Here is an 18,200-nt window from a genome sequence, read left to right as displayed (position 1 = left end):
ATTCATGAAGAAATTAACACTATTTACAATTTTGACTTTACTCAGTGCAGTATTGTTGAATGTTTTTGTTTTCAAGATAACTCTCAATGATGACACGGAAAAGATAATTGCTGAAACAAATCAATATAAACATCCAATAAATTCTATTGAGATGAGCGAAAAAAACACTCAGGATTTAGAATTTCTTAAAACAGTTTTGAAAGATAATCGTATTGTTTTTCTTGGAGAAAGTGTTCATCAAGATGGGCAAACTTTTAAGGCAAAAGCTCGTTTGATAAAATATTTTCACGAAAACTTAGACTATAATGTTGTGTTGTACGAAGCTGGACAATATGATATGTGGGTAACAAATGAGGAAATGGAAAAAGGTACTTTAGGTATTGGAAAAGACTCTATTGCTGGTTTGGGTATGTTTAATTTTTGGTGGGAGAATAAGGAAACACGTTCATTAAACGCTTACTATTTACAATCGAAGAAAACAAAAAATCCAATTACGTTAGGAGGTTTTGATATTCAATACTCTGGTGATTTACTAACTGAAATTTTAAATAAAGGTTATTTAAGAAGAATAAAATTACTTAGAGAGTTTTTAGCTAATCAAAATATATCCTTATATGATTATCCTTTTTTTAATAAAAATATTGATAATCTTACAATTTTTAGACATAAAAAATATATTGAAGCAACTTATAGTAAAAATGAAATTAATCAACTTCTTAAAGAATTAGATTCTATTAAATATCGAATTTCTAAACTCCCAAGAACTGCTGAAACAACCATTTATGCAAGATATCTGAATGATATTAAAAATGATATTCAGAAAAATTTGAAATATAAATCTGGAACAATGAAAAGTATGCAATTCCGCGATTCTTTGATGGCCAATAATTTAATTTACCAATTAGATTCTCTTTATCCAAATCAGAAAGTGATTGTGTGGTCTGCAAATGTGCATGCTTATAAAAAATATCATACAAACGATTTCAAACCATTAGGGCAGTACATTAAAGAGAAATACAAAAATCAATCCTATGCAATTGGGTTTACTTCGTATGGAGTTTACAATCCATTGAAACAAATTACAAATACGCCTAATAAGTACGCGATAGAAAATGTGTTTCATCAACTCAATCAACCTTATTTCTTTTTAGATTTTCGTCAAATTTCGAGTCAATCTATTCTCAAAACAGAATATTTTTCTGTGCTGGATCAAGGGATGAATGTGAAAGCGAAATGGAGTGATTTTGTAGATGGAATTTTTTACATCGATGTGAATCAAGTACCAACACCACTAAATGAAGACAAATAATGAAAAGTATAGAGATAAAAGATTTGAATTTTAGTTTCGGATCAAAACAAATATTAAATCAAGTTAATCTTAATGTTCCGAAAGGAAGTATTTATGGTTATTTGGGACGAAATGGAGCAGGAAAATCGACAACGATAAAATTGCTTTTAGGTTTATTGAATTCTAAAGATGATAATATTTTCTTGAATGATTTGAGCATCAAACAAGATGCGATCAAATTTATGCATTGACAGGAAGTCTTATTGAAGCACCTTGTTATTACACAAAGTTAACGGTTTATGAAAACCTGAAATATTTGGATGTAATTTATAAAAAAGGAGAGGAGCGAATAAGTGAAGTGTTGGAATTGGTTGATTTGTTGTATGCAGCACATTATAAAACCTCAGATTTATCGATGGGAATGAAACAACGATTAGGAATTGCGATTGCAATTTTTCATGATCCTGAGATTTTGATTTTGGACGAACCTCTAAATGGTTTGGATGCACAAGGAATTTACGAAATGCGCGAATTATTTTTGAGATTGAATAAAGAAGGAAAAACGATTTTCTTGTCAAGTCATATTTTGAGCGAATTGGAACGAGTTGCAACACATATCGGAATTATAGAAGGAGGAAAAATGATTTTCGAAGGCGAAAAAGAAGAATTACTTGGAAATGTTATTCGTAAAGTTGCGATAAAAGTGAGCGATTCAGAGAAGGCGACTACAATTATAGAAAATGTTAGGGCTGAAAATAATATCATTCACTTAGAAATTGAACACGATAAAGATTTTCATCAAAAAATTACTTCACTAATTCTGAATAATATTGAAATATATGATATTCAGTCTGAAACAGCGAATTTAGAACAAATTTTTATTAACCTAATTCAACCCAAAAATGACTAATACATTCTATAAAGCATTTGCTTCCGAACAATATAAATTATCAAAAAATAAAGAAATTTTTGGTGTTTTATTTATACCCGTTTTAGTTGTAATTATGGTGTTTTTTTATTTGATATATGAGGCGCCAATAGAACCTTTTGAAAGTAATCCTTGGTATATTCTATTAGGACGATATGTTTTCCAGTTTTTTTATTTGTTATTTCCAATTCTGATTGCTGTTTTTGTGCATTCTTGTTGCGATGTCGAGTATAAAAACAATAATTATAAGTTGCTGTTTACATTACCTATTTCACATACTAGAATTTATTTGGCAAAAGCTTTATATATCTTGCTTATAGTAAGTTTTTCGGTGATTTTGGCTTATGTACTTTTTTTGTTGAGTGGATATTTGTTGCAATTTATTGCGCCAAATTATGGTTTTCAGAATTTTGATTTTAGAGAAATTGCTTTTTATACATTTTTAAAACTTTGGATTGGCAGCTTAGCTGTAAGTATGGTACAGTTTGCATTAAGTTTATTTTTTAGAAGCTTTATTTATCCAATAGGATTTTCACTTTTTATGACAGTTTTTTGTGGTGTTATAAGTAGCAAGAAAGCAGCAGAGTATATTCCATATTCAAGTTCTCCTAAATCTCTAAATAATTTAATGAATCAAATTGTTTCATTAGAACGATTAGATTATGTTAATCTTATTTATATTATTGTATTTTTAGGGTTGAATTATTTTATCTTCGTCAGAAAGAAAAATCTATAAAGCAAAAAATCCCTTCAATTGAAGGGATTTTTACTTTATATTCTCAATAACTATCTTGTCGAAGGCATTGGAGATTCTTTGTCTACAACTGGTCTATTTTCGGCATTTGCTAAAATCCAAATTGTATTAAAAGCTAATTTTGTACGACGCGTCAATAAATCATATTCAATTTTATCTGGCGTATCTCCTGGTTTGTGGTAATCATCGTGCACTCCATTAAAGAAGAAAACTGATGGAATATTATGTTTTGCAAAGTTGTAGTGATCCGAACGATAATAAAAACGATTTGGATCATCTGGCGTGTTATAACGCATATCCAAATTAATTCCCAATCCATTGTTTGCATCTAAAACAGCTTTGTGCAAGTCAGAAGACAACATTTCAGATCCAATAACATACACAAAATCTCTTGTTTTTTCGTTGTGCTCATAATCTACGCGCCCAATCATATCAATATTAACATTTGCAATTGTATTTGCTAAAGGAAAAATTGGATGCTCCGAATAATATTTAGAACCTAATAAACCTTTTTCTTCACCAGAAACATGTAATAATAAAACCGAACGTTTTGGACGGATTCCTTTCTTCTCAGCTTCGCGGAAAATACGACCAATTTCCATTACTGCAACAGTTCCAGAACCATCATCATCAGCACCAGGATACAATTTTCCATCTTTGATTCCGTCATGATCATAATGAGCAGAAATAACTACAATTTCTTCTGGTTTTTCTGAACCTTTGATGAATCCCATTACATTTCTCATTTGACCTTTTACTCGACTAAAAGTAGCAGCAGGAATAATTTGGAAATAATTATTATTTGGACCATTAATTCCTAATTCCTTGTAATAATTTGAAATGTAATTCCCCGCTTTTATTTCTCCTTCCGTACCAGCATTTCTACCTTCCATATCAGGCGCAGCAATAATATAAAGCTGTTTTTTTAATTCCGCTTCAGAAATTTTATCTGTATATTTTACAAGACTCTTTTGATATTTCTCCTGAGAAATTGGTTTTGTAGAATCACAACTTACTAAAGTAGCAGCTAAAGCAATTGCAAATAAAAATTGTTTCATGTTAATTTTTTGAATTAAATTTAAAATTAATCTAACCAAGTAAAATAAAAAAGAAAATTTGAATAAAAAACCAATATTTATACGGATTCTATTCGATTTTGGGATTGTCTTTTTTATATTTGCCCGTTTTTAAATAAATTATGTCACAATTATTCAGAAAAAAATCTGTCGAATCCATTTTAGCAGAGTCTGCAAAGAACACGTCTACAATGAAAAGAACCTTAGGTGTTCGAGATTTAACAGGTTTTGGTATTGCCGCAATTGTTGGAGCTGGTATTTTTAGTACCATTGGTCGAGCAAGTTTTGAAGGTGGTCCAGCAGTTATCTTCCTTTTTATTTTTACAGCAATTGCCTGTGGTTTTACAGCTTTTGCTTATGCAGAATTTGCTTCGTTAGTGCCTGTTTCGGGTAGTGCGTATACCTATAGCTATGTTGCATTTGGAGAATTATTTGCTTGGGTAATTGGTTGGGCATTGATTATGGAATATGCGATAGGGAATATTGTGCTCGCAATTTCGTGGAGTGATTATTTTACCACCTTGCTCTCCGGAATGGGATTACATCTGCCAGAATGGATGACAATGGATTATTTTACGGCAAGAGAAGGTTTTGAATTTGTTTCGAATGAGTTAGCGAAAGGTAAAACATTAGAAGGAATTGCGAATTCGCCTTATGCACAAGAAATCCCAAAATATTTAGCTTTCAAAGATGCACCATATTTAGGATTTAATTTAGTGGTGGATATTCCTGCATTAATCATTACTTTTTTGATTACAGCTTTGGTTTATCGCGGTATTAATGAATCGAGAAAAGCAAGTAACGCAATGGTTGTGTTAAAATTAGCAGTGGTGCTTTTGGTAATTGTGGTTGGTGCTTTTTATGTGAATCCAGATAACTGGAATCCTTTTGCACCGAATGGAATAGGAGGTGTTTTGGCTGGAGTTTCGTCTGTTTTCTACGCTTATATAGGGTTTGATGCGATTAGCACAACTGCGGAAGAATGTAAAGATCCGAAGCGAGATTTGCCTCGCGGAATTTTTGCATCTATCATTATTTGTACTGTTTTATATGTGCTGATTGCTTTGGTAATTACGGGAATGGTTCATTATTCTGAATTGAATGTTGGAGATCCTTTGGCGTATGTTTTTGATAAAATTCAAGATTTAAAGTGGTTGGCAGGAATTATTGCTTTTTCGGCTGTAGTAGCGATGGCGAGTGTATTTATTGTTTTTCAAATTGGGCAACCTCGTATTTGGATGACAATGTCTCGAGATGGTTTATTACCAAAGAAATTTTCTACTATTCACCCGAAATTTAAAACACCTTCTTTTGCAACTATTTTTACTGGATTTGTAGTAGGTATTCCTATTTTATTTACAGATTTGGAATTGGTTGTTGACGCTTGTTCTATCGGAACTTTGTTTGCTTTTGTGTTAGTTTGTGCGGCTGTACTTCGTATGGATGCCGATCCTAATGCGAAAAGAGGAAATTTTAAAACGCCTTTTATCAATGCAAAATACATTATGCCTATTGTAACTGCGGTGATTGTATTTTTATGCGCAACAACGTTTAAAGATGATTCGATTGATTTCTTTACAAATAAGCCGCAACCTATGCCAGTTGAACATTTTGTAAGTTCGTTAACGCCAAAAGAGCTAAAAGATTCTTATACAACAATTAATGAATTAACAGGATCTGAAATTGAATTTTTGGATGATTATTTGACTCAACTATCACCAGAACAATACAAATCTACATTGAGCAAATTGCCAGTTTATGAAGATAAGAAAATGGAAAAAGGATGGGATGTTTTCAAACACAAAATTCCAATGGTTTTATTCTTAATGATTTATGTTTTTATGGTAGTTAGAACATTTTTCAAAAGAACATCTATTATTCCACTTGCAGGTATGTTGTGTTGTTTTTATATGATGGCACAATTAGGATTGAAAAACTGGATGATTTTCTTGATTTGGATCGCAATTGGTTTGACAATTTATTTTACATACGGTTATAAACATAGTAAGTTGAGAAATCAAAATTCATAATAGTTCTAAAAGCGATTCAATTTTGAATCGCTTTTTTCTTAAAATTATTTCATCAAAAAAGTTATATAACTTCTTTATTTCACCTCAAAACTCTACCTTTGTCTTATAAATTTGACGACAAATGTTTAGAACTCATACTTGTGGTGAATTAACACAAGCCAACATTAATGAAAAAGTAACGTTAAGCGGTTGGGTATCAACGCTACGTGACAAAGGTTTTATGATGTGGATCGATTTACGTGATCGCTACGGAATCACACAAATCATCTTAGATGAAGAACGTTCTTCGAGAGAATTATTTGAAACTGCTCGTCATTTAGGACGTGAGTTCGTAATTCAAGTTACAGGAACTGTAATCGAAAGAGCTTCAAAAAATCCAAACATTCCAACAGGAGATATCGAAATCTTAGCAGAGAACATTACAATTTTGAACGCATCTGCATTGCCTCCATTTACAATCGAAGATAATACAGATGGTGGAGAAGATATCCGTATGAAATATCGTTATTTAGATATTCGTCGTAATCCAGTAAAAGAAAAATTAATCTTCCGCTCTAAAGTTGCGCAGGAAGTTCGTAAATATTTAGATGCACAAGAATTTGTAGAAGTTGAAACTCCAGTTTTAATCAAATCTACACCAGAAGGTGCACGTGATTTTGTGGTTCCTTCTCGTATGAATCCAGGTGAATTTTATGCATTACCACAATCACCACAAACATTCAAACAATTATTAATGGTAGGGGGTCTAGACCGCTATTTTCAAATTGTAAAATGTTTCCGTGACGAAGATTTACGTGCAGACCGTCAACCAGAGTTTACACAAATTGACTGTGAAATGTCATTTGTTGAACAAGAAGATATCATGAATGTTTTCGAAGGTTTAGCAAAACATTTATTACATACTTTTAAAGGTTTAGAATTTGATCAATTTCCAAGAATGACATTTGCAGAAGCAATGCGTCGTTATGGAAATGATAAACCAGATATCCGTTTTGGAATGGAGTTCGGTGAAATTACAGACTTAGCGAAAGGAAAAGATTTCAAAATATTTGATGAACAAGAATTAATTGTTGGTATTGCTGCCGAAGGTTGTAATGCTTACACACGTAAGGAAATTGATAAATTAATTGAATGGGTTCAACGTCCACAAATTGGGGCAACTGGACTTGTTTGGGCACGTTACAACGAAGACGGAACATTTAAATCTTCTGTAGATAAATTTTATTCACAAGAAGATTTAGCAGCTTGGGCTGAGCGTATGAACGCAAAACCAGGTGATTTGATGTTGGTAATGTCAGGTAATACAAACAAAGTTCGTGCGCAATTATCGGCTTTACGTATGGAAATTGCAGAGCGTTTAGGATTACGTAATCCAGAAGTTTTTGCTCCATTATGGGTTATCGATTTTCCATTATTAGAATGGGACGAAGAATCTGAAAGATATCACGCAATGCACCATCCATTTACTTCTCCAAAACCAGAGGATATGGAATTAATTGCAACTAATCCAGGTGAAGTTCGTGCAAATGCTTACGATTTAGTTTTAAATGGTAATGAAATCGGTGGAGGTTCTATTCGTATTTTCGATAAAGAAGTTCAAGCAAGAATGTTCGAATTATTAGGATTTACGCCAGAACAAGCAGAAGCGCAATTTGGTTTCTTAATGAACGCTTTCAAATACGGAGCGCCACCTCACGGAGGTTTAGCATTTGGTTTTGACCGTTTTGTATCAATTTTAGATGGTTCAGAAACAATTCGTGATTACATTGCATTCCCTAAAAATAATTCAGGTCGTGATGTCATGATTGATGCGCCAGCTCCAATTGATCAAACACAAATGGATGAACTGAATATTGCGTCAACATTTGTTGCGAAATAAGAAGAATAAAATTCCTATAAATATTAAAGACTACTTTTATAAGTAGTCTTTTTTTGTTTCAAATTATAGATATATAAAAAGCCTAAAATGTATAACATTTTAGGCTTTTCTAATCTTTATTAAAGATAAATTAATTTAAATTAATGATATAATCCTCATGTAATATCGTTGATTTAACAAACTTAATTGACTTTGAAAAAGATAATATTTTGATTATAGTAAATTGTTGTGGTTCTTGATTTTCAGAATAAAATTCAATCATAAAAACTTATTTTACTTAAAACGCTAATAAGATAAGTTTATTTTTTAATCAACTGTTAAAATAATGTTATTATTTTCAATTACTTTTCTAAGATTGATAATAGCATATCGCATTCTTCCTAATGCTGTATTTATACTAACATCAGTTTCTTCTGCAATTTCCTTAAAACTTAATTCTTTAAATATTCTAAGTTCTAAAACCTCTCTTTGATCTTCTGGTAACTGAGTGACTAAATTTCTTAAATCATTTTCAATTTGTGATTTAATGATTTTAGTTTCAGAACATTCATCACTGATACCAATAAAGTCAAAAATATTATATTCTTCATTGTAACCAACAGTTTCGCTAACCGTAGGCATTCTTTTGTTTGATCGAAAATAGTCAATAGTTAAATTGTGAGCAATACGCATAACCCAAGGCAAAAATTTACCTTCTTCGTTATATCGTCCACCTTTTAATGTAAGGATTACTTTGATAAAAGTGTCCTGAAATATATCTTCAGTGACGTCTTTATCTAAGACTTTAGAGTATATAAAACTATAGATTCTTCCTTTGTATTTCTCTATCAATGTTTCTAAAGCATTTTCATTACCTCTCAAATAATCTTGGATTAATAAAGAGTCGTCTTCATAGTTCATAGTAGCAATTGTTAATTTTTAAAGTAGAATTAAATCTATAGGCTGTATTTTTTTGTTTATTCAAATATAGGTAAACAAAAAATTCTTACAAGTTTTTTAACATAATTATTCATAATTTTTTTTAAAAATTTCTTAAAAAAATAAATAATTGTTAATTTTTGCTATTATGTATAATAATGTATTCGCTTTATTGTTGATTTAATAAAGCTATAAATAAGAGTTGTATAGAATTAATTTAGATGAATTGTATTCTTAGAACTCATTTTTTGTATTTTAACATTTGATAAAGATTTAGAGAAGGATAAAATTTTATCTATGGTTGATTTTTTTGGACCTAAAGTTTGTAATTCTTTTTTCATGTAAGTAGTTTAAAAAATTAAAATCAAATATTAGTCCACAATATTAATTTATTGTAAAAAAGTCTTCTCAATTTGAGAAGACTTTCTAAAATAAACTATTTTTTTAATCTAGGATTAAATCTTTGCGATGTGTTGAACTAAATCAACTACTTTGTTTGAGTAACCAATTTCGTTGTCATACCAAGCAACTAACTTAACGAAAGTAGGATTTAACATGATACCAGCTTCTGCATCGAAAATAGATGTTCTTGTATCACCTACGAAATCTTGAGATACAACAGCATCTTCTGTGTATCCTACAATTCCTTTTAAATCTCCTTCAGCAGCTTCACGCATTACTTTTTTGATTTCGTCGTAGTTTGTTTCTTTTGCTAATTTAACTGTTAAATCAACTACAGAAACGTCAACTGTTGGTACACGGAAAGACATTCCTGTTAATTTTCCGTTCAATTCTGGAATTACTTTTCCAACTGCTTTTGCAGCACCTGTAGATGATGGAATGATGTTTACCATTGCGCTACGTCCACCTCTCCAGTCTTTCATTGATGGTCCGTCAACTGTTTTTTGAGTTGCAGTAGTTGCGTGAACTGTTGTCATTAAAGCTTCTACAATTCCGAAATTTTCGTGAATTACTTTCGCTAATGGCGCTAAACAGTTTGTTGTACATGAAGCGTTAGAAACGATTGTATCTTCTGCTGTTACAGATTCGTGGTTAACACCCATTACAAACATTGGAGTATCATCTTTAGAAGGACCTGTTAAAACAACTTTTTTCGCTCCAGCTTCGATGTGTTTTCCTGCAGTTTCTTTTGTTAAGAATAAACCTGTTGCTTCGATTACGATATCAGCTCCAACTTCGTCCCATTTCAAGTTTGCTGGGTCTCTTTCTGCTGTAACGCGAATGGTTTGTCCATTAACAATTAAGTTTCCGTTTTCTACTTTAACTTCTCCGTTAAATTTTCCATGAACTGAATCATACTTTAGCATATAAGCTAAATAATCAACGTCTACTAAATCGTTAATACCTACGATTTCAATATCGTTTCTCTCAATAGCAACCCCGAAAACAAGGCTACCAATTCTTCCGAATCCGTTGATTCCAATTTTAATTTTTGACATAGTATATATAATTTCCCTTTATATTAAATGTTTATATCGCTAAAATATTAGCTACTTTGATTAACTCTTCGTCAATCTCATTGTGTTTTTTGATGGCTTCATCAATCGCTGTAAAAACAATTTTGTTAGAACGAATTCCAGCCATAAGATTAGTTTTACCTTCCAACAAACCTTCTACAGCAGCAATTCCTAAACGACTTGCTAAAACGCGATCGTGACAAGATGGAGAACCACCACGCTGAATGTGTCCTAAAACTGTTACACGAATATCATATTCTGGATGACGATTTTGAACTTGTTTTGCTAATTCAAAAACTCCACCTAATTTTTCACCTTCAGCAACTACAACGATGCTTGATTTTTTTCCAGATTTTTCTGAACGTTCCAAAGAAGAACATAATTCTTCGACGCTATCACGCTGTTCTGGAATCAAAATATCTTGCGCACCTGAAGCAATTCCACTATTTAAAGCAATAAAACCTGCATCACGTCCCATAACTTCTACAAAAAACACACGATCATGTGAAGTTGCTGTATCTCTTAATTTATCAATTGCATCAATGACAGTATTCAAAGCTGTATCATATCCAATTGTAAAATCTGTTCCAAAAATATCATTGTCAATTGTTCCTGGAATTCCAATAAATGGAACACCAAACTCTTGATGAAAGATATTTGCTCCTGTAAAAGAACCATCTCCACCAATTACAACTAAAGCATCGATATTATTTTGTTTTAGATGATCGTATGCTTTTTGACGACCTTCTGCAGTTTTGAATTCTAATGAACGAGCTGTTTTAAGAATTGTACCACCTTGATTGATAATGTTTTTTACCGAACGAGGTCCAAGTTCAATCATATCATTGTTAATCAAACCTTCGTAACCTTGACGGATTCCTACTGATTTGATATCGTAGTACTTACATGCTCTTACAACGGCACGTAAGGCCGCATTCATTCCAGGCGCATCACCTCCAGAGGTTAATACACCAATTCTTTTTATATTGTTTCCCACGTTTTTCCCTTTATTAAATCAAATATAATAAAAAATCAGAATATTATTATAATTGGTAGTATGAAAGATAAATTAATCTTCGTCGACAGGTTTTAACGTTCCGTCTGCAAAATCTCGTTGAAGAATAACCGCAATATACAAATCTTCTCGTGTTCGCTTCGGATCATAAGTTTGTTTCAGATCAATATTAAATGCGCCACTTGCTGCTTGATAAAGAAAAGCATTCAATCCGCCGCGTAATTCTTTTATAATATCATATGTTGTTTTATCGGTTTCTTTGTAGATTAATTTAGTAAGAATTTGTCCACGAGAACTAGACATATTTTTTAATTGATTTTCAAATTGATCAGCCAAATCCTTTTGACGAGATTTAATAAAACGTTTTTTGTCTCGTCTTTTATCCATAGTTTGAATCGTATCCGATACATAATTATATTCTCTAACAGCAGTTCTCACATAAGGCCAAACATCGCGAACGCGCTTTCTTAGCCATAAATAATATTTTTTTTCTAAATCAGTTTTTAAATGAACCGAATAACTATTCATTTCATTAAGATGTATTGTGTCTAAAGGATTAAACGCAAATTCATCTAAATTAATTGAATCATTTTTAATTTCTTGAGAAGGATTTTTTCCCCCTAAATCTAACCCAAAAATTTGAGCATTAACATTAGATAATCCAATAAAAGTAAGTAGTACAGTTATATGATAGATATAAAATTTCATATCAGAATTAGTTCAAAAATTGTTCCTAAAATTAGTACATTTGTTAGATAAATAAACTAAAATGAGTACAAATAATTTGTTTGATCAACAATCTTTGGATTTTTTGACAAAATATTTAAATACAGCTTCACCTACAGGTTTTGAAAGTGAAGGACAAAAAGTTTGGATGGATTATATCAAACCATATGTAGATGAGGTAAAAACTGATAATTACGGATCTGCTTATGGAGTGATTAATCCTGAAGCGAAGTATAAAGTTGTGATTGAAGCGCATGCTGATGAAATTTCGTGGTTTGTGAATTATATTTCGGAAGATGGGTTGATTTATGTGATTCGTAACGGAGGATCAGATCATATGATTGCGCCTTCTAAAGTCGTAAATATTCATACTAAAAAAGGAATTGTAAAAGGAGTTTTTGGTTGGCCAGCTATTCATTTGCGTCAAGCAGGAAAAGACGAAGCGCCAACTCCAGATAAAATTTGGATTGATACAGGTTGTACATCGAAAGAAGAAGTTTTAGAACTTGGAATTCATGTTGGTTGTGTGATTACTTATCCAGATGAATTTTTTACGTTGAATGATCGTTATTTTGTTTGTCGTGCGATAGACAATAGAATGGGAGGGTTTATGATTGCTGAGGTTGCGCGTAAATTGGCAGAAAATAAAGATCAATTAGATTTTGGTTTATACGTTGTAAATGCGGTTCAGGAAGAAGTAGGATTGCGTGGTGCGGAAATGATTACGCAAACAATCAAACCAAATGTAGCAATTATTACGGATGTTACACACGATACTACAACTCCAATGATTACGAAATCGAAAGAAGGGGAGCAAAAATGTGGTGATGGCCCAGTTGTTTATTATGCGCCAGCGGTACAAAATAATGTACGCGAATTAATTATTGATGCAGCTGAGAAAAATAATATTCCTTTTCAGCGTGCGGCTAGTTCTCGTGTAACAGGAACGGATACAGATGCTTTTGCATATAGTAATGGTGGAGTACCTTCGGCTTTAATTTCGTTGCCGTTGCGTTATATGCACACAACTGTTGAAATGGTTCATCAAGCTGATGTAAAAAATGTCATCGAGTTGATTTACGCATCAGTGAAAACAATTAAAAATGAACAAAGTTTTAAATATCATACTGTTTAAAATATAAAGCGATTAAAAAAATAAAAGGCTGTCGTAAGACAGCCTTTTATTTTATAATATAAATTAATTATTTTTTAATGATTAATTTTTGAGAATGATTAATTTTTTCACCTTCAATTTTAATCACATAAACACCATTTGTTAAATTCGAAACGTTTATAGATTTCTGATAAGAAGGATTGTAACTAACATCTTTTACTAATGAACCAGTCATGTTGTAAATTTTTACCTGATAATTACCATTTAAATTCTTAGCAGTAATATACACTTCGTCTTTAGCAGGATTTGGTGATATATTTACAGTTTTAGTCGTGTTAATATCTGTTGTAGAAAGTTCACATTCTTTTGGTACAGTAAAATCTTCAACTTGATCATAAAGATCTGGATTAGGTTTATCTTGTTCATACCATAAACCATTTAATCCTCCTGGGTCTGCTTTAACACCTAACCCTCTTTTCGAAAATACATTCCAAATCATACATTTGTTTTCTCCACCTGTTTGTTTTTCGTCAGCTGCTAAAATAGCGTCTCTACCATCAACAAATGAAGGATTACATTTTTGTAACTTCATCCCATCGATTATAAGTTGTAATGCTCTAGCAGTTCCACTATTTTTATCTGCTGTAACATCGTAATTATATCCATATTTTTCAACATATTTCCAAGTTAAATCCCATAGCATTGTATTCCAAACAAAACCTATAGAATGTACATCAGGAGAAGTACCAATTGAAATTCCGAATAAAAATGATGCAATTTCCATACCATTTGTTCTACCATAAGTATAATCATTAATTTTGAAATCTGGAGAATATTTAGCTGGACGAATTCCTAGGCCATTCGTATCTTCATTTAAAGCATAAGTTCCCATTCCTCTTGCAATAGAAGCATTATCTGTAGGCTTTAAAGTTAACATTAAAGCAATATAATCTGACCAACCTTCTCCCATTTGTTCATTAGATTCGGTAGATAATAAACAATGTTCGCCTATGCTAGTTAATCGATTTGAAATCCCATGAGCATATTCATGAGCAATAATACCATTATCAAGACTCCCATCAGGTTGAGAAGTAGAGACATTAAAACTCCTGAATTATATGATCCAATTTGCTGTTCATCTGTTGCATTATAATATATAATTGCTTTTGCTGATGCATTACCTGCATTGATATATTTTTCTTGAAAACTACAATCTCCTCTTTTTATTAGAACAATTTTGTTTTTTATTTCATCATTATTATTAAAAGGAGTACAGCCATTTTCTGGAATACTTACAACTAAATCTCCCGTAATTCCTTCTAAAGGAAATTTTGGAACATCAACAGGATATTTTGTATTTGCGGAAAAGTTAGCTAGAGATTCAGGTGAATTTACTTTTATTCCATTATAAAATTTTGGTGACCATAAATACATTTGCATTACAGGAGGATATCCCTCAGATAAAGGTAAAAAGTTAGCATTATCATATGCTCCACCATCTCTGCCTTCAGCAATTACATAATCATCTCCTACACCTCCTCTATCAAGATTGGTATATTGAAAATTTCTTGCAGTTTCAGTAAAACCAAATTGATAGGAAATATCATGAATTGCATTATTCATATAGAAGAGATTTGCAAGTGATGCATCACGATATGTATCAACATCTTTTGTTATATCTAGTTGAAAATCGAAATTTTGTTCAGGAGCATATACTAATTGATTTAAATCAGCAAGAACATTTAAGTTATTTTCATCAGAATATACCATTGTATTGTTTCCAAAAGAATATTCTTTAAAAAAATCTAAATCAGGGTTGTTTGTGTTGTTCCATCCTAATGGTGCGTAAGTATCATTAATAGGATCATTAATAATTGTTCTATTTCCAAAAGTAGGTGCTTCAACTGGGAGCTTAAAGATATTATACTTCGCACCTGAAGCAAAATTTTCAACTTTAATAGATTTATCAATTAAAGGATAAGCAACAGTTTTTTTAGTATCAGGAGTGTTGTAATTTTGTGAAAGAAAAGAATCATTTTCATGGAAATGATCATTAATAGTAGTGATTGTTTTTAATAAAACTTCGGATGTTATAGCATCCACAATAGCCAACCAACCATTTCCAGAGTTTTTATCTCTAAAGACAAATTTATAAGCTAGTTTTGCTTCATCTTTGGATATAAAATATATAAATTCTGATAAGACATAATCCACTTTATTAGGAATCAATGATCTTTTTTCATTTATTTTCGAACTTTCTTTATCTAAAGAATATGAAGAAGCATTTTTTAATTGGATTGAATTAGCAAAAGATAAAAAAGCATTCTTTTCATTAATTATTTCTTTTTGTGATTTTGCATTTATCTTAGAAATGTTATAATCAAAACCATCTGTAACATGGTCAATTTTGTTTCCTGTAATCAAAAAAGTTGCAGAACGATTAAATACTGGAATTCCATCTATTTTTTGTTGTACAATTACAACATCTCCTTTGAGAGATTTTGAAGGATCAACATTAATGATTTTAAAGTCATTCGATTGATTAAAAGATTTTGAACTTTTTGTATTTGTTTGAAAATAGTTTTTAATCTCTAGCTCGTGATTCTGAGCTTGTAAAACTTGAAGTGTAAAAAAAGGTAAAAGTAATAAAGCCTTAAATTGATTTTTTTTCATATTAGTGTTTTGTATTTTAATTTTGAGTTAAATTATACAAAATGCAAATAATTTACAATTTGAATACCCTTCATATATTGAAATTGTAAAAAAAACCTAATAACAGATTATTTAATAGAAATAATTTTTATAAGATGATTAATAAGTTAATATTTAACTATCGTTCGTTAGTTTTTATCTATGTAAAAATGAATAATTTAAACGATTATTTATTAAATGCTACTAGTTATTTTAATGAATAATTAACCGTTTATTTTATAATTGAAATTATTAATGTAAAAATGTTTAATTTTTTAGAAATACTCGCTACTACTTCACTTTACTTTTGATCCACTTCGCAACGGGTTTCTCAAAATATTCAAACGTTAATGCACTTAAAATTAAAGCAATTACAAAATAAATTCCAATTTTCTGAAAATCATTGATTTTAGGTAAATATTGATTTCCATATTTTATCACAATCATATGAATCATGTAAAACGCAAAACTGATTTCACCTAAATAAACCAGAATTTTGTGTTGAAGTATTTTCGAAAAGAAACCTTTTTGTAAAGCAAAAATTAAAACAATTCCAACCATCGGAATCCAATAATAAATTCCATAACGAAAAGCTCTCGCAACATCATTGTGGAAGTAAAAAAAGATTGCCAAAACCGTAATTGCAGCGATTTCTATTAAAGTTCCTTTCGAAAAACTGATAGGCGTATCTTTTATCTTTTTATAGATTTGACAGGTAATAATTCCTAAAATAAAATCGAAACTGCGAACAATTGGATTGATGTAAAAAATTGCTTTTTCCAACTTCATATTTGTTCTGAAATAAGGTTCAGCAAAAATGATAATCGGAATAATTAGTAATAAAATATATTTCAGTTTCGGAAATTTATGCAACCAAATCACATAAAAAGGAAACATTAAATAGAAAAATAATTCGGTCGAAATACTCCATGAAACGTTATTAATAGAGAAATAAAAGTCTTTTACTGGAATATAAGATTGTAATAAAAATAAGTTTGCACCTGCAATATCCCAATGAAAATAACCTTGCCAAACATTGATGATAACAAACGGTAACATGACACAAAAGGTTAGGGCATGAAGCGGATAAATACGAGCGATTCGCGCGATATAAAACTTCTTTTTATCAAAATTTGGATTGTCGATTACTTTCTTTTCGTAATTAAGCGCCAAAACAAATCCGCTCAAAATAAAGAAAAAACCAACACCAAGATAACCTTCGAAAAAGACGTTATTTTTTAGATAATTATACCAAGCTAAATCGGTTTTTACAAACGTTAAATGGCTTAAGAAAACAACAAAAGCAAAGAAAAAACGTAAAGAAGTTAAGCTATTTAGCATTAGTCAATAATTTTAATTTCCATTTGATAATATTCGTCAAACATGCGAATAAATTCGTCCAATTTACTTTCTCTTACCGAAATTGTAAACATGCATTTATCAGAAAAATGCTTGTCTTTAATCTCTCCAGAAATCCGATCGACATTGCGTTCTACAATTCCTTGTTGATCATAATTGAAAACCATTTTTACACGTTTCGAAACAAATTTTTCTACAATATTTGCTTCTTCTAACACAACTTGCGCCGCATATTTATACGCTTTTACCAAACCAGGAATTCCCAACTTTGTTCCGCCAAAATAACGTACAGAAACAATCAAAACATTAGTGATTTCGCTTGATAAAATTTGATTATAAATAGGTAAACCAGCCGAACCACTTGGCTCTCCATCATCATTTGCACGATGATTTTTACCATCAATTCCAAGTGCGTACGCATAACAATGATGATTGGCGTCGGGATGAATTTCGCGCAATTGATCCAAATAAATTTTGATGTCATCTTCATTTTCAACTGGATAAGCAAAATTAATAAACTTACTACCCAATTCTTTGAAAATTACATCTTCCACCGCTTTCTCGATTGTACGATAATTGTCCGTCATGTTGTATTGAAAAGTACCGCAAAGATAGTTTAAATAGTACTTTTAACGAAAAAAGGTTTTATATTTATGAGTGATGAAAAAAATTATGAATGAAATTGAATGATAAAGTAATTTTAAATACTTTTTTAGGAAAAAAGAATACAAATAATTTAAGAGATGAAAATCATTATTGGATTTTAATTGGAGAAAGTGGAAAAGTTATTGAAATAAATAATGATTTATTTGAAGGAAGAGTTTTAGTGTTATTTGATAATGATTTAGATGAATTAAATCTTAATAATCATAATCTTATCAAAAACTCTCTTTGGATATTAGAAACTGATTTAATAATTGATAAAAGATAAAAAAAGAACCTCA

The 18,200-nt window shown here is 30.9% G+C and carries 18 protein-coding genes; 8 read left to right on the top strand and 10 right to left on the bottom strand.

What is annotated here, in order from left to right; translation table 11 throughout:
- Window positions 1–4 precede the first annotated feature (4 nt).
- The 4 genes from HXZ74_RS12025 to HXZ74_RS12010 are packed head-to-tail and all read left to right on the top strand — an operon-like array spanning window position 5 to window position 2,952.
- On the top strand, window positions 5–1,309 hold the full coding sequence (locus HXZ74_RS12025; RefSeq protein WP_286475615.1) for an erythromycin esterase family protein: 1,305 nt from the start codon (window positions 5–7) through the stop codon (window positions 1,307–1,309).
- Window positions 1,309–1,539, top strand: coding sequence for an ATP-binding cassette domain-containing protein (locus HXZ74_RS12020; RefSeq protein ID WP_286475613.1), 231 nt, complete (start codon window positions 1,309–1,311; stop codon window positions 1,537–1,539). The genes HXZ74_RS12025 and HXZ74_RS12020 overlap by 1 nt, the downstream gene beginning before the upstream one ends.
- Window positions 1,536–2,198 (top strand): ABC transporter ATP-binding protein, encoded by a 663-nt coding sequence (locus HXZ74_RS12015; protein ID WP_286475612.1) that lies wholly within the window; start codon window positions 1,536–1,538, stop codon window positions 2,196–2,198. Before HXZ74_RS12020 ends, HXZ74_RS12015 begins: the two co-directional genes overlap by 4 nt.
- On the top strand, window positions 2,191–2,952 hold the full coding sequence (locus tag HXZ74_RS12010) for an ABC transporter permease (RefSeq protein ID WP_286475611.1): 762 nt from the start codon (window positions 2,191–2,193) through the stop codon (window positions 2,950–2,952). The genes HXZ74_RS12015 and HXZ74_RS12010 overlap by 8 nt, the downstream gene beginning before the upstream one ends.
- A gap of 50 nt (window positions 2,953–3,002) precedes the next feature.
- Here HXZ74_RS12010 and HXZ74_RS12005 read toward each other — a convergent pair whose 3' ends face one another.
- The gene (locus HXZ74_RS12005; RefSeq protein ID WP_286475610.1) at window positions 3,003–4,028 is read right to left on the bottom strand and encodes a M28 family peptidase; all 1,026 of its coding nucleotides are present in this window, start codon (window positions 4,026–4,028) and stop codon (window positions 3,003–3,005) included.
- A gap of 140 nt (window positions 4,029–4,168) precedes the next feature.
- On the opposite strand from HXZ74_RS12005, the gene HXZ74_RS12000 reads away from it, so the two are divergent.
- Together HXZ74_RS12000 and aspS are read left to right on the top strand one after the other, a co-directional pair.
- A complete protein-coding gene (locus HXZ74_RS12000; RefSeq protein WP_286475608.1) occupies window positions 4,169–6,076 on the top strand; it encodes an amino acid permease in 1,908 nt (635 codons plus the stop codon).
- Between the two features lie 121 nt (window positions 6,077–6,197).
- On the top strand, window positions 6,198–7,955 hold the full coding sequence (gene aspS / locus HXZ74_RS11995) for an aspartate--tRNA ligase (protein ID WP_115000015.1): 1,758 nt from the start codon (window positions 6,198–6,200) through the stop codon (window positions 7,953–7,955).
- Window positions 7,956–8,261: 306 nt separating this feature from the next.
- On the opposite strand, the gene HXZ74_RS11990 is transcribed toward aspS, so the two are convergent.
- The 5 genes from HXZ74_RS11990 to HXZ74_RS11970 all read right to left on the bottom strand — a co-directional run bounded on the left by HXZ74_RS11990 (window position 8,262) and on the right by HXZ74_RS11970 (window position 12,074).
- Window positions 8,262–8,855 (bottom strand): RNA polymerase sigma factor, encoded by a 594-nt coding sequence (locus HXZ74_RS11990; RefSeq protein ID WP_038336347.1) that lies wholly within the window; start codon window positions 8,853–8,855, stop codon window positions 8,262–8,264.
- Between the two features lie 230 nt (window positions 8,856–9,085).
- Entirely contained in the window at window positions 9,086–9,214 is a 129-nt protein-coding gene (locus HXZ74_RS11985) for a hypothetical protein (protein WP_260392430.1), read from the bottom strand.
- A 114-nt stretch (window positions 9,215–9,328) separates the two neighbouring features.
- On the bottom strand, window positions 9,329–10,333 hold the full coding sequence (gene gap / locus HXZ74_RS11980; protein ID WP_038336349.1) for a type I glyceraldehyde-3-phosphate dehydrogenase: 1,005 nt from the start codon (window positions 10,331–10,333) through the stop codon (window positions 9,329–9,331).
- 31 nt (window positions 10,334–10,364) lie between these two features.
- Window positions 10,365–11,348, bottom strand: coding sequence for a 6-phosphofructokinase (pfkA, locus tag HXZ74_RS11975; RefSeq protein ID WP_260392431.1), 984 nt, complete (start codon window positions 11,346–11,348; stop codon window positions 10,365–10,367).
- A 72-nt stretch (window positions 11,349–11,420) separates the two neighbouring features.
- On the bottom strand, window positions 11,421–12,074 hold the full coding sequence (locus HXZ74_RS11970; RefSeq protein ID WP_115000016.1) for a DUF4294 domain-containing protein: 654 nt from the start codon (window positions 12,072–12,074) through the stop codon (window positions 11,421–11,423).
- 61 nt (window positions 12,075–12,135) lie between these two features.
- Between HXZ74_RS11970 and HXZ74_RS11965 the strand changes: the two genes are divergently transcribed.
- Window positions 12,136–13,227 (top strand): M42 family metallopeptidase, encoded by a 1,092-nt coding sequence (locus tag HXZ74_RS11965; RefSeq protein ID WP_038336353.1) that lies wholly within the window; start codon window positions 12,136–12,138, stop codon window positions 13,225–13,227.
- Window positions 13,228–13,294: 67 nt separating this feature from the next.
- Here the strand turns inward: HXZ74_RS11965 and HXZ74_RS11960 are convergent, their stop codons facing one another.
- The 4 genes from HXZ74_RS11960 to HXZ74_RS11945 form a co-directional block, all read right to left on the bottom strand.
- Window positions 13,295–14,263 (bottom strand): M36 family metallopeptidase, encoded by a 969-nt coding sequence (locus HXZ74_RS11960; RefSeq protein WP_286475663.1) that lies wholly within the window; start codon window positions 14,261–14,263, stop codon window positions 13,295–13,297.
- Window positions 14,224–15,879 (bottom strand): M36 family metallopeptidase, encoded by a 1,656-nt coding sequence (locus tag HXZ74_RS11955; protein WP_286475606.1) that lies wholly within the window; start codon window positions 15,877–15,879, stop codon window positions 14,224–14,226. The genes HXZ74_RS11960 and HXZ74_RS11955 overlap by 40 nt, the downstream gene beginning before the upstream one ends.
- A gap of 309 nt (window positions 15,880–16,188) precedes the next feature.
- Entirely contained in the window at window positions 16,189–17,238 is a 1,050-nt protein-coding gene (locus tag HXZ74_RS11950) for an acyltransferase family protein (protein ID WP_038336681.1), read from the bottom strand.
- Window positions 17,238–17,843 carry an IMPACT family protein gene (locus tag HXZ74_RS11945; RefSeq protein WP_038336679.1) on the bottom strand — a complete coding sequence of 202 codons (606 nt, stop codon included), beginning with the start codon at window positions 17,841–17,843 and terminating at the stop codon, window positions 17,238–17,240. Before HXZ74_RS11945 ends, HXZ74_RS11950 begins: the two co-directional genes overlap by 1 nt.
- A gap of 89 nt (window positions 17,844–17,932) precedes the next feature.
- Between HXZ74_RS11945 and HXZ74_RS11940 the strand changes: the two genes are divergently transcribed.
- Window positions 17,933–18,187, top strand: coding sequence for a hypothetical protein (locus HXZ74_RS11940; protein ID WP_038336677.1), 255 nt, complete (start codon window positions 17,933–17,935; stop codon window positions 18,185–18,187).
- The last annotated feature ends 13 nt before the right edge of the window (window positions 18,188–18,200 follow it).

This window comes from Empedobacter sp. R750 (genome assembly GCF_030324345.1).
In the GTDB taxonomy this organism is placed as follows: domain Bacteria; phylum Bacteroidota; class Bacteroidia; order Flavobacteriales; family Weeksellaceae; genus Empedobacter; species Empedobacter falsenii_C.
Note: the sequence above shows the minus strand (reverse complement) of the source record. Positions and strands in the feature narration are given on the sequence as shown.

What these genes read in the sequence shown, in the direction of transcription:
- HXZ74_RS12025 (WP_286475615.1), top strand. Translation starts at nt 5, where the DNA reads ATGAAGAAATTAACACTATTTACAATTTTGACTTTACTCAGTGCAGTA.
- HXZ74_RS12020 (WP_286475613.1), top strand. Translation starts at nt 1,309, where the DNA reads ATGAAAAGTATAGAGATAAAAGATTTGAATTTTAGTTTCGGATCAAAA.
- HXZ74_RS12010 (WP_286475611.1), top strand. Translation starts at nt 2,191, where the DNA reads ATGACTAATACATTCTATAAAGCATTTGCTTCCGAACAATATAAATTA.
- HXZ74_RS12005 (WP_286475610.1), bottom strand. Translation starts at nt 4,028, where the DNA reads ATGAAACAATTTTTATTTGCAATTGCTTTAGCTGCTACTTTAGTAAGT.
- HXZ74_RS12000 (WP_286475608.1), top strand. Translation starts at nt 4,169, where the DNA reads ATGTCACAATTATTCAGAAAAAAATCTGTCGAATCCATTTTAGCAGAG.
- aspS (WP_115000015.1), top strand. Translation starts at nt 6,198, where the DNA reads ATGTTTAGAACTCATACTTGTGGTGAATTAACACAAGCCAACATTAAT.
- HXZ74_RS11990 (WP_038336347.1), bottom strand. Translation starts at nt 8,855, where the DNA reads ATGAACTATGAAGACGACTCTTTATTAATCCAAGATTATTTGAGAGGT.
- HXZ74_RS11985 (WP_260392430.1), bottom strand. Translation starts at nt 9,214, where the DNA reads ATGAAAAAAGAATTACAAACTTTAGGTCCAAAAAAATCAACCATAGAT.
- gap (WP_038336349.1), bottom strand. Translation starts at nt 10,333, where the DNA reads ATGTCAAAAATTAAAATTGGAATCAACGGATTCGGAAGAATTGGTAGC.
- HXZ74_RS11970 (WP_115000016.1), bottom strand. Translation starts at nt 12,074, where the DNA reads ATGAAATTTTATATCTATCATATAACTGTACTACTTACTTTTATTGGA.
- HXZ74_RS11965 (WP_038336353.1), top strand. Translation starts at nt 12,136, where the DNA reads ATGAGTACAAATAATTTGTTTGATCAACAATCTTTGGATTTTTTGACA.
- HXZ74_RS11955 (WP_286475606.1), bottom strand. Translation starts at nt 15,879, where the DNA reads ATGAAAAAAAATCAATTTAAGGCTTTATTACTTTTACCTTTTTTTACA.
- HXZ74_RS11950 (WP_038336681.1), bottom strand. Translation starts at nt 17,238, where the DNA reads ATGCTAAATAGCTTAACTTCTTTACGTTTTTTCTTTGCTTTTGTTGTT.
- HXZ74_RS11945 (WP_038336679.1), bottom strand. Translation starts at nt 17,843, where the DNA reads ATGACGGACAATTATCGTACAATCGAGAAAGCGGTGGAAGATGTAATT.
- HXZ74_RS11940 (WP_038336677.1), top strand. Translation starts at nt 17,933, where the DNA reads ATGAAATTGAATGATAAAGTAATTTTAAATACTTTTTTAGGAAAAAAG.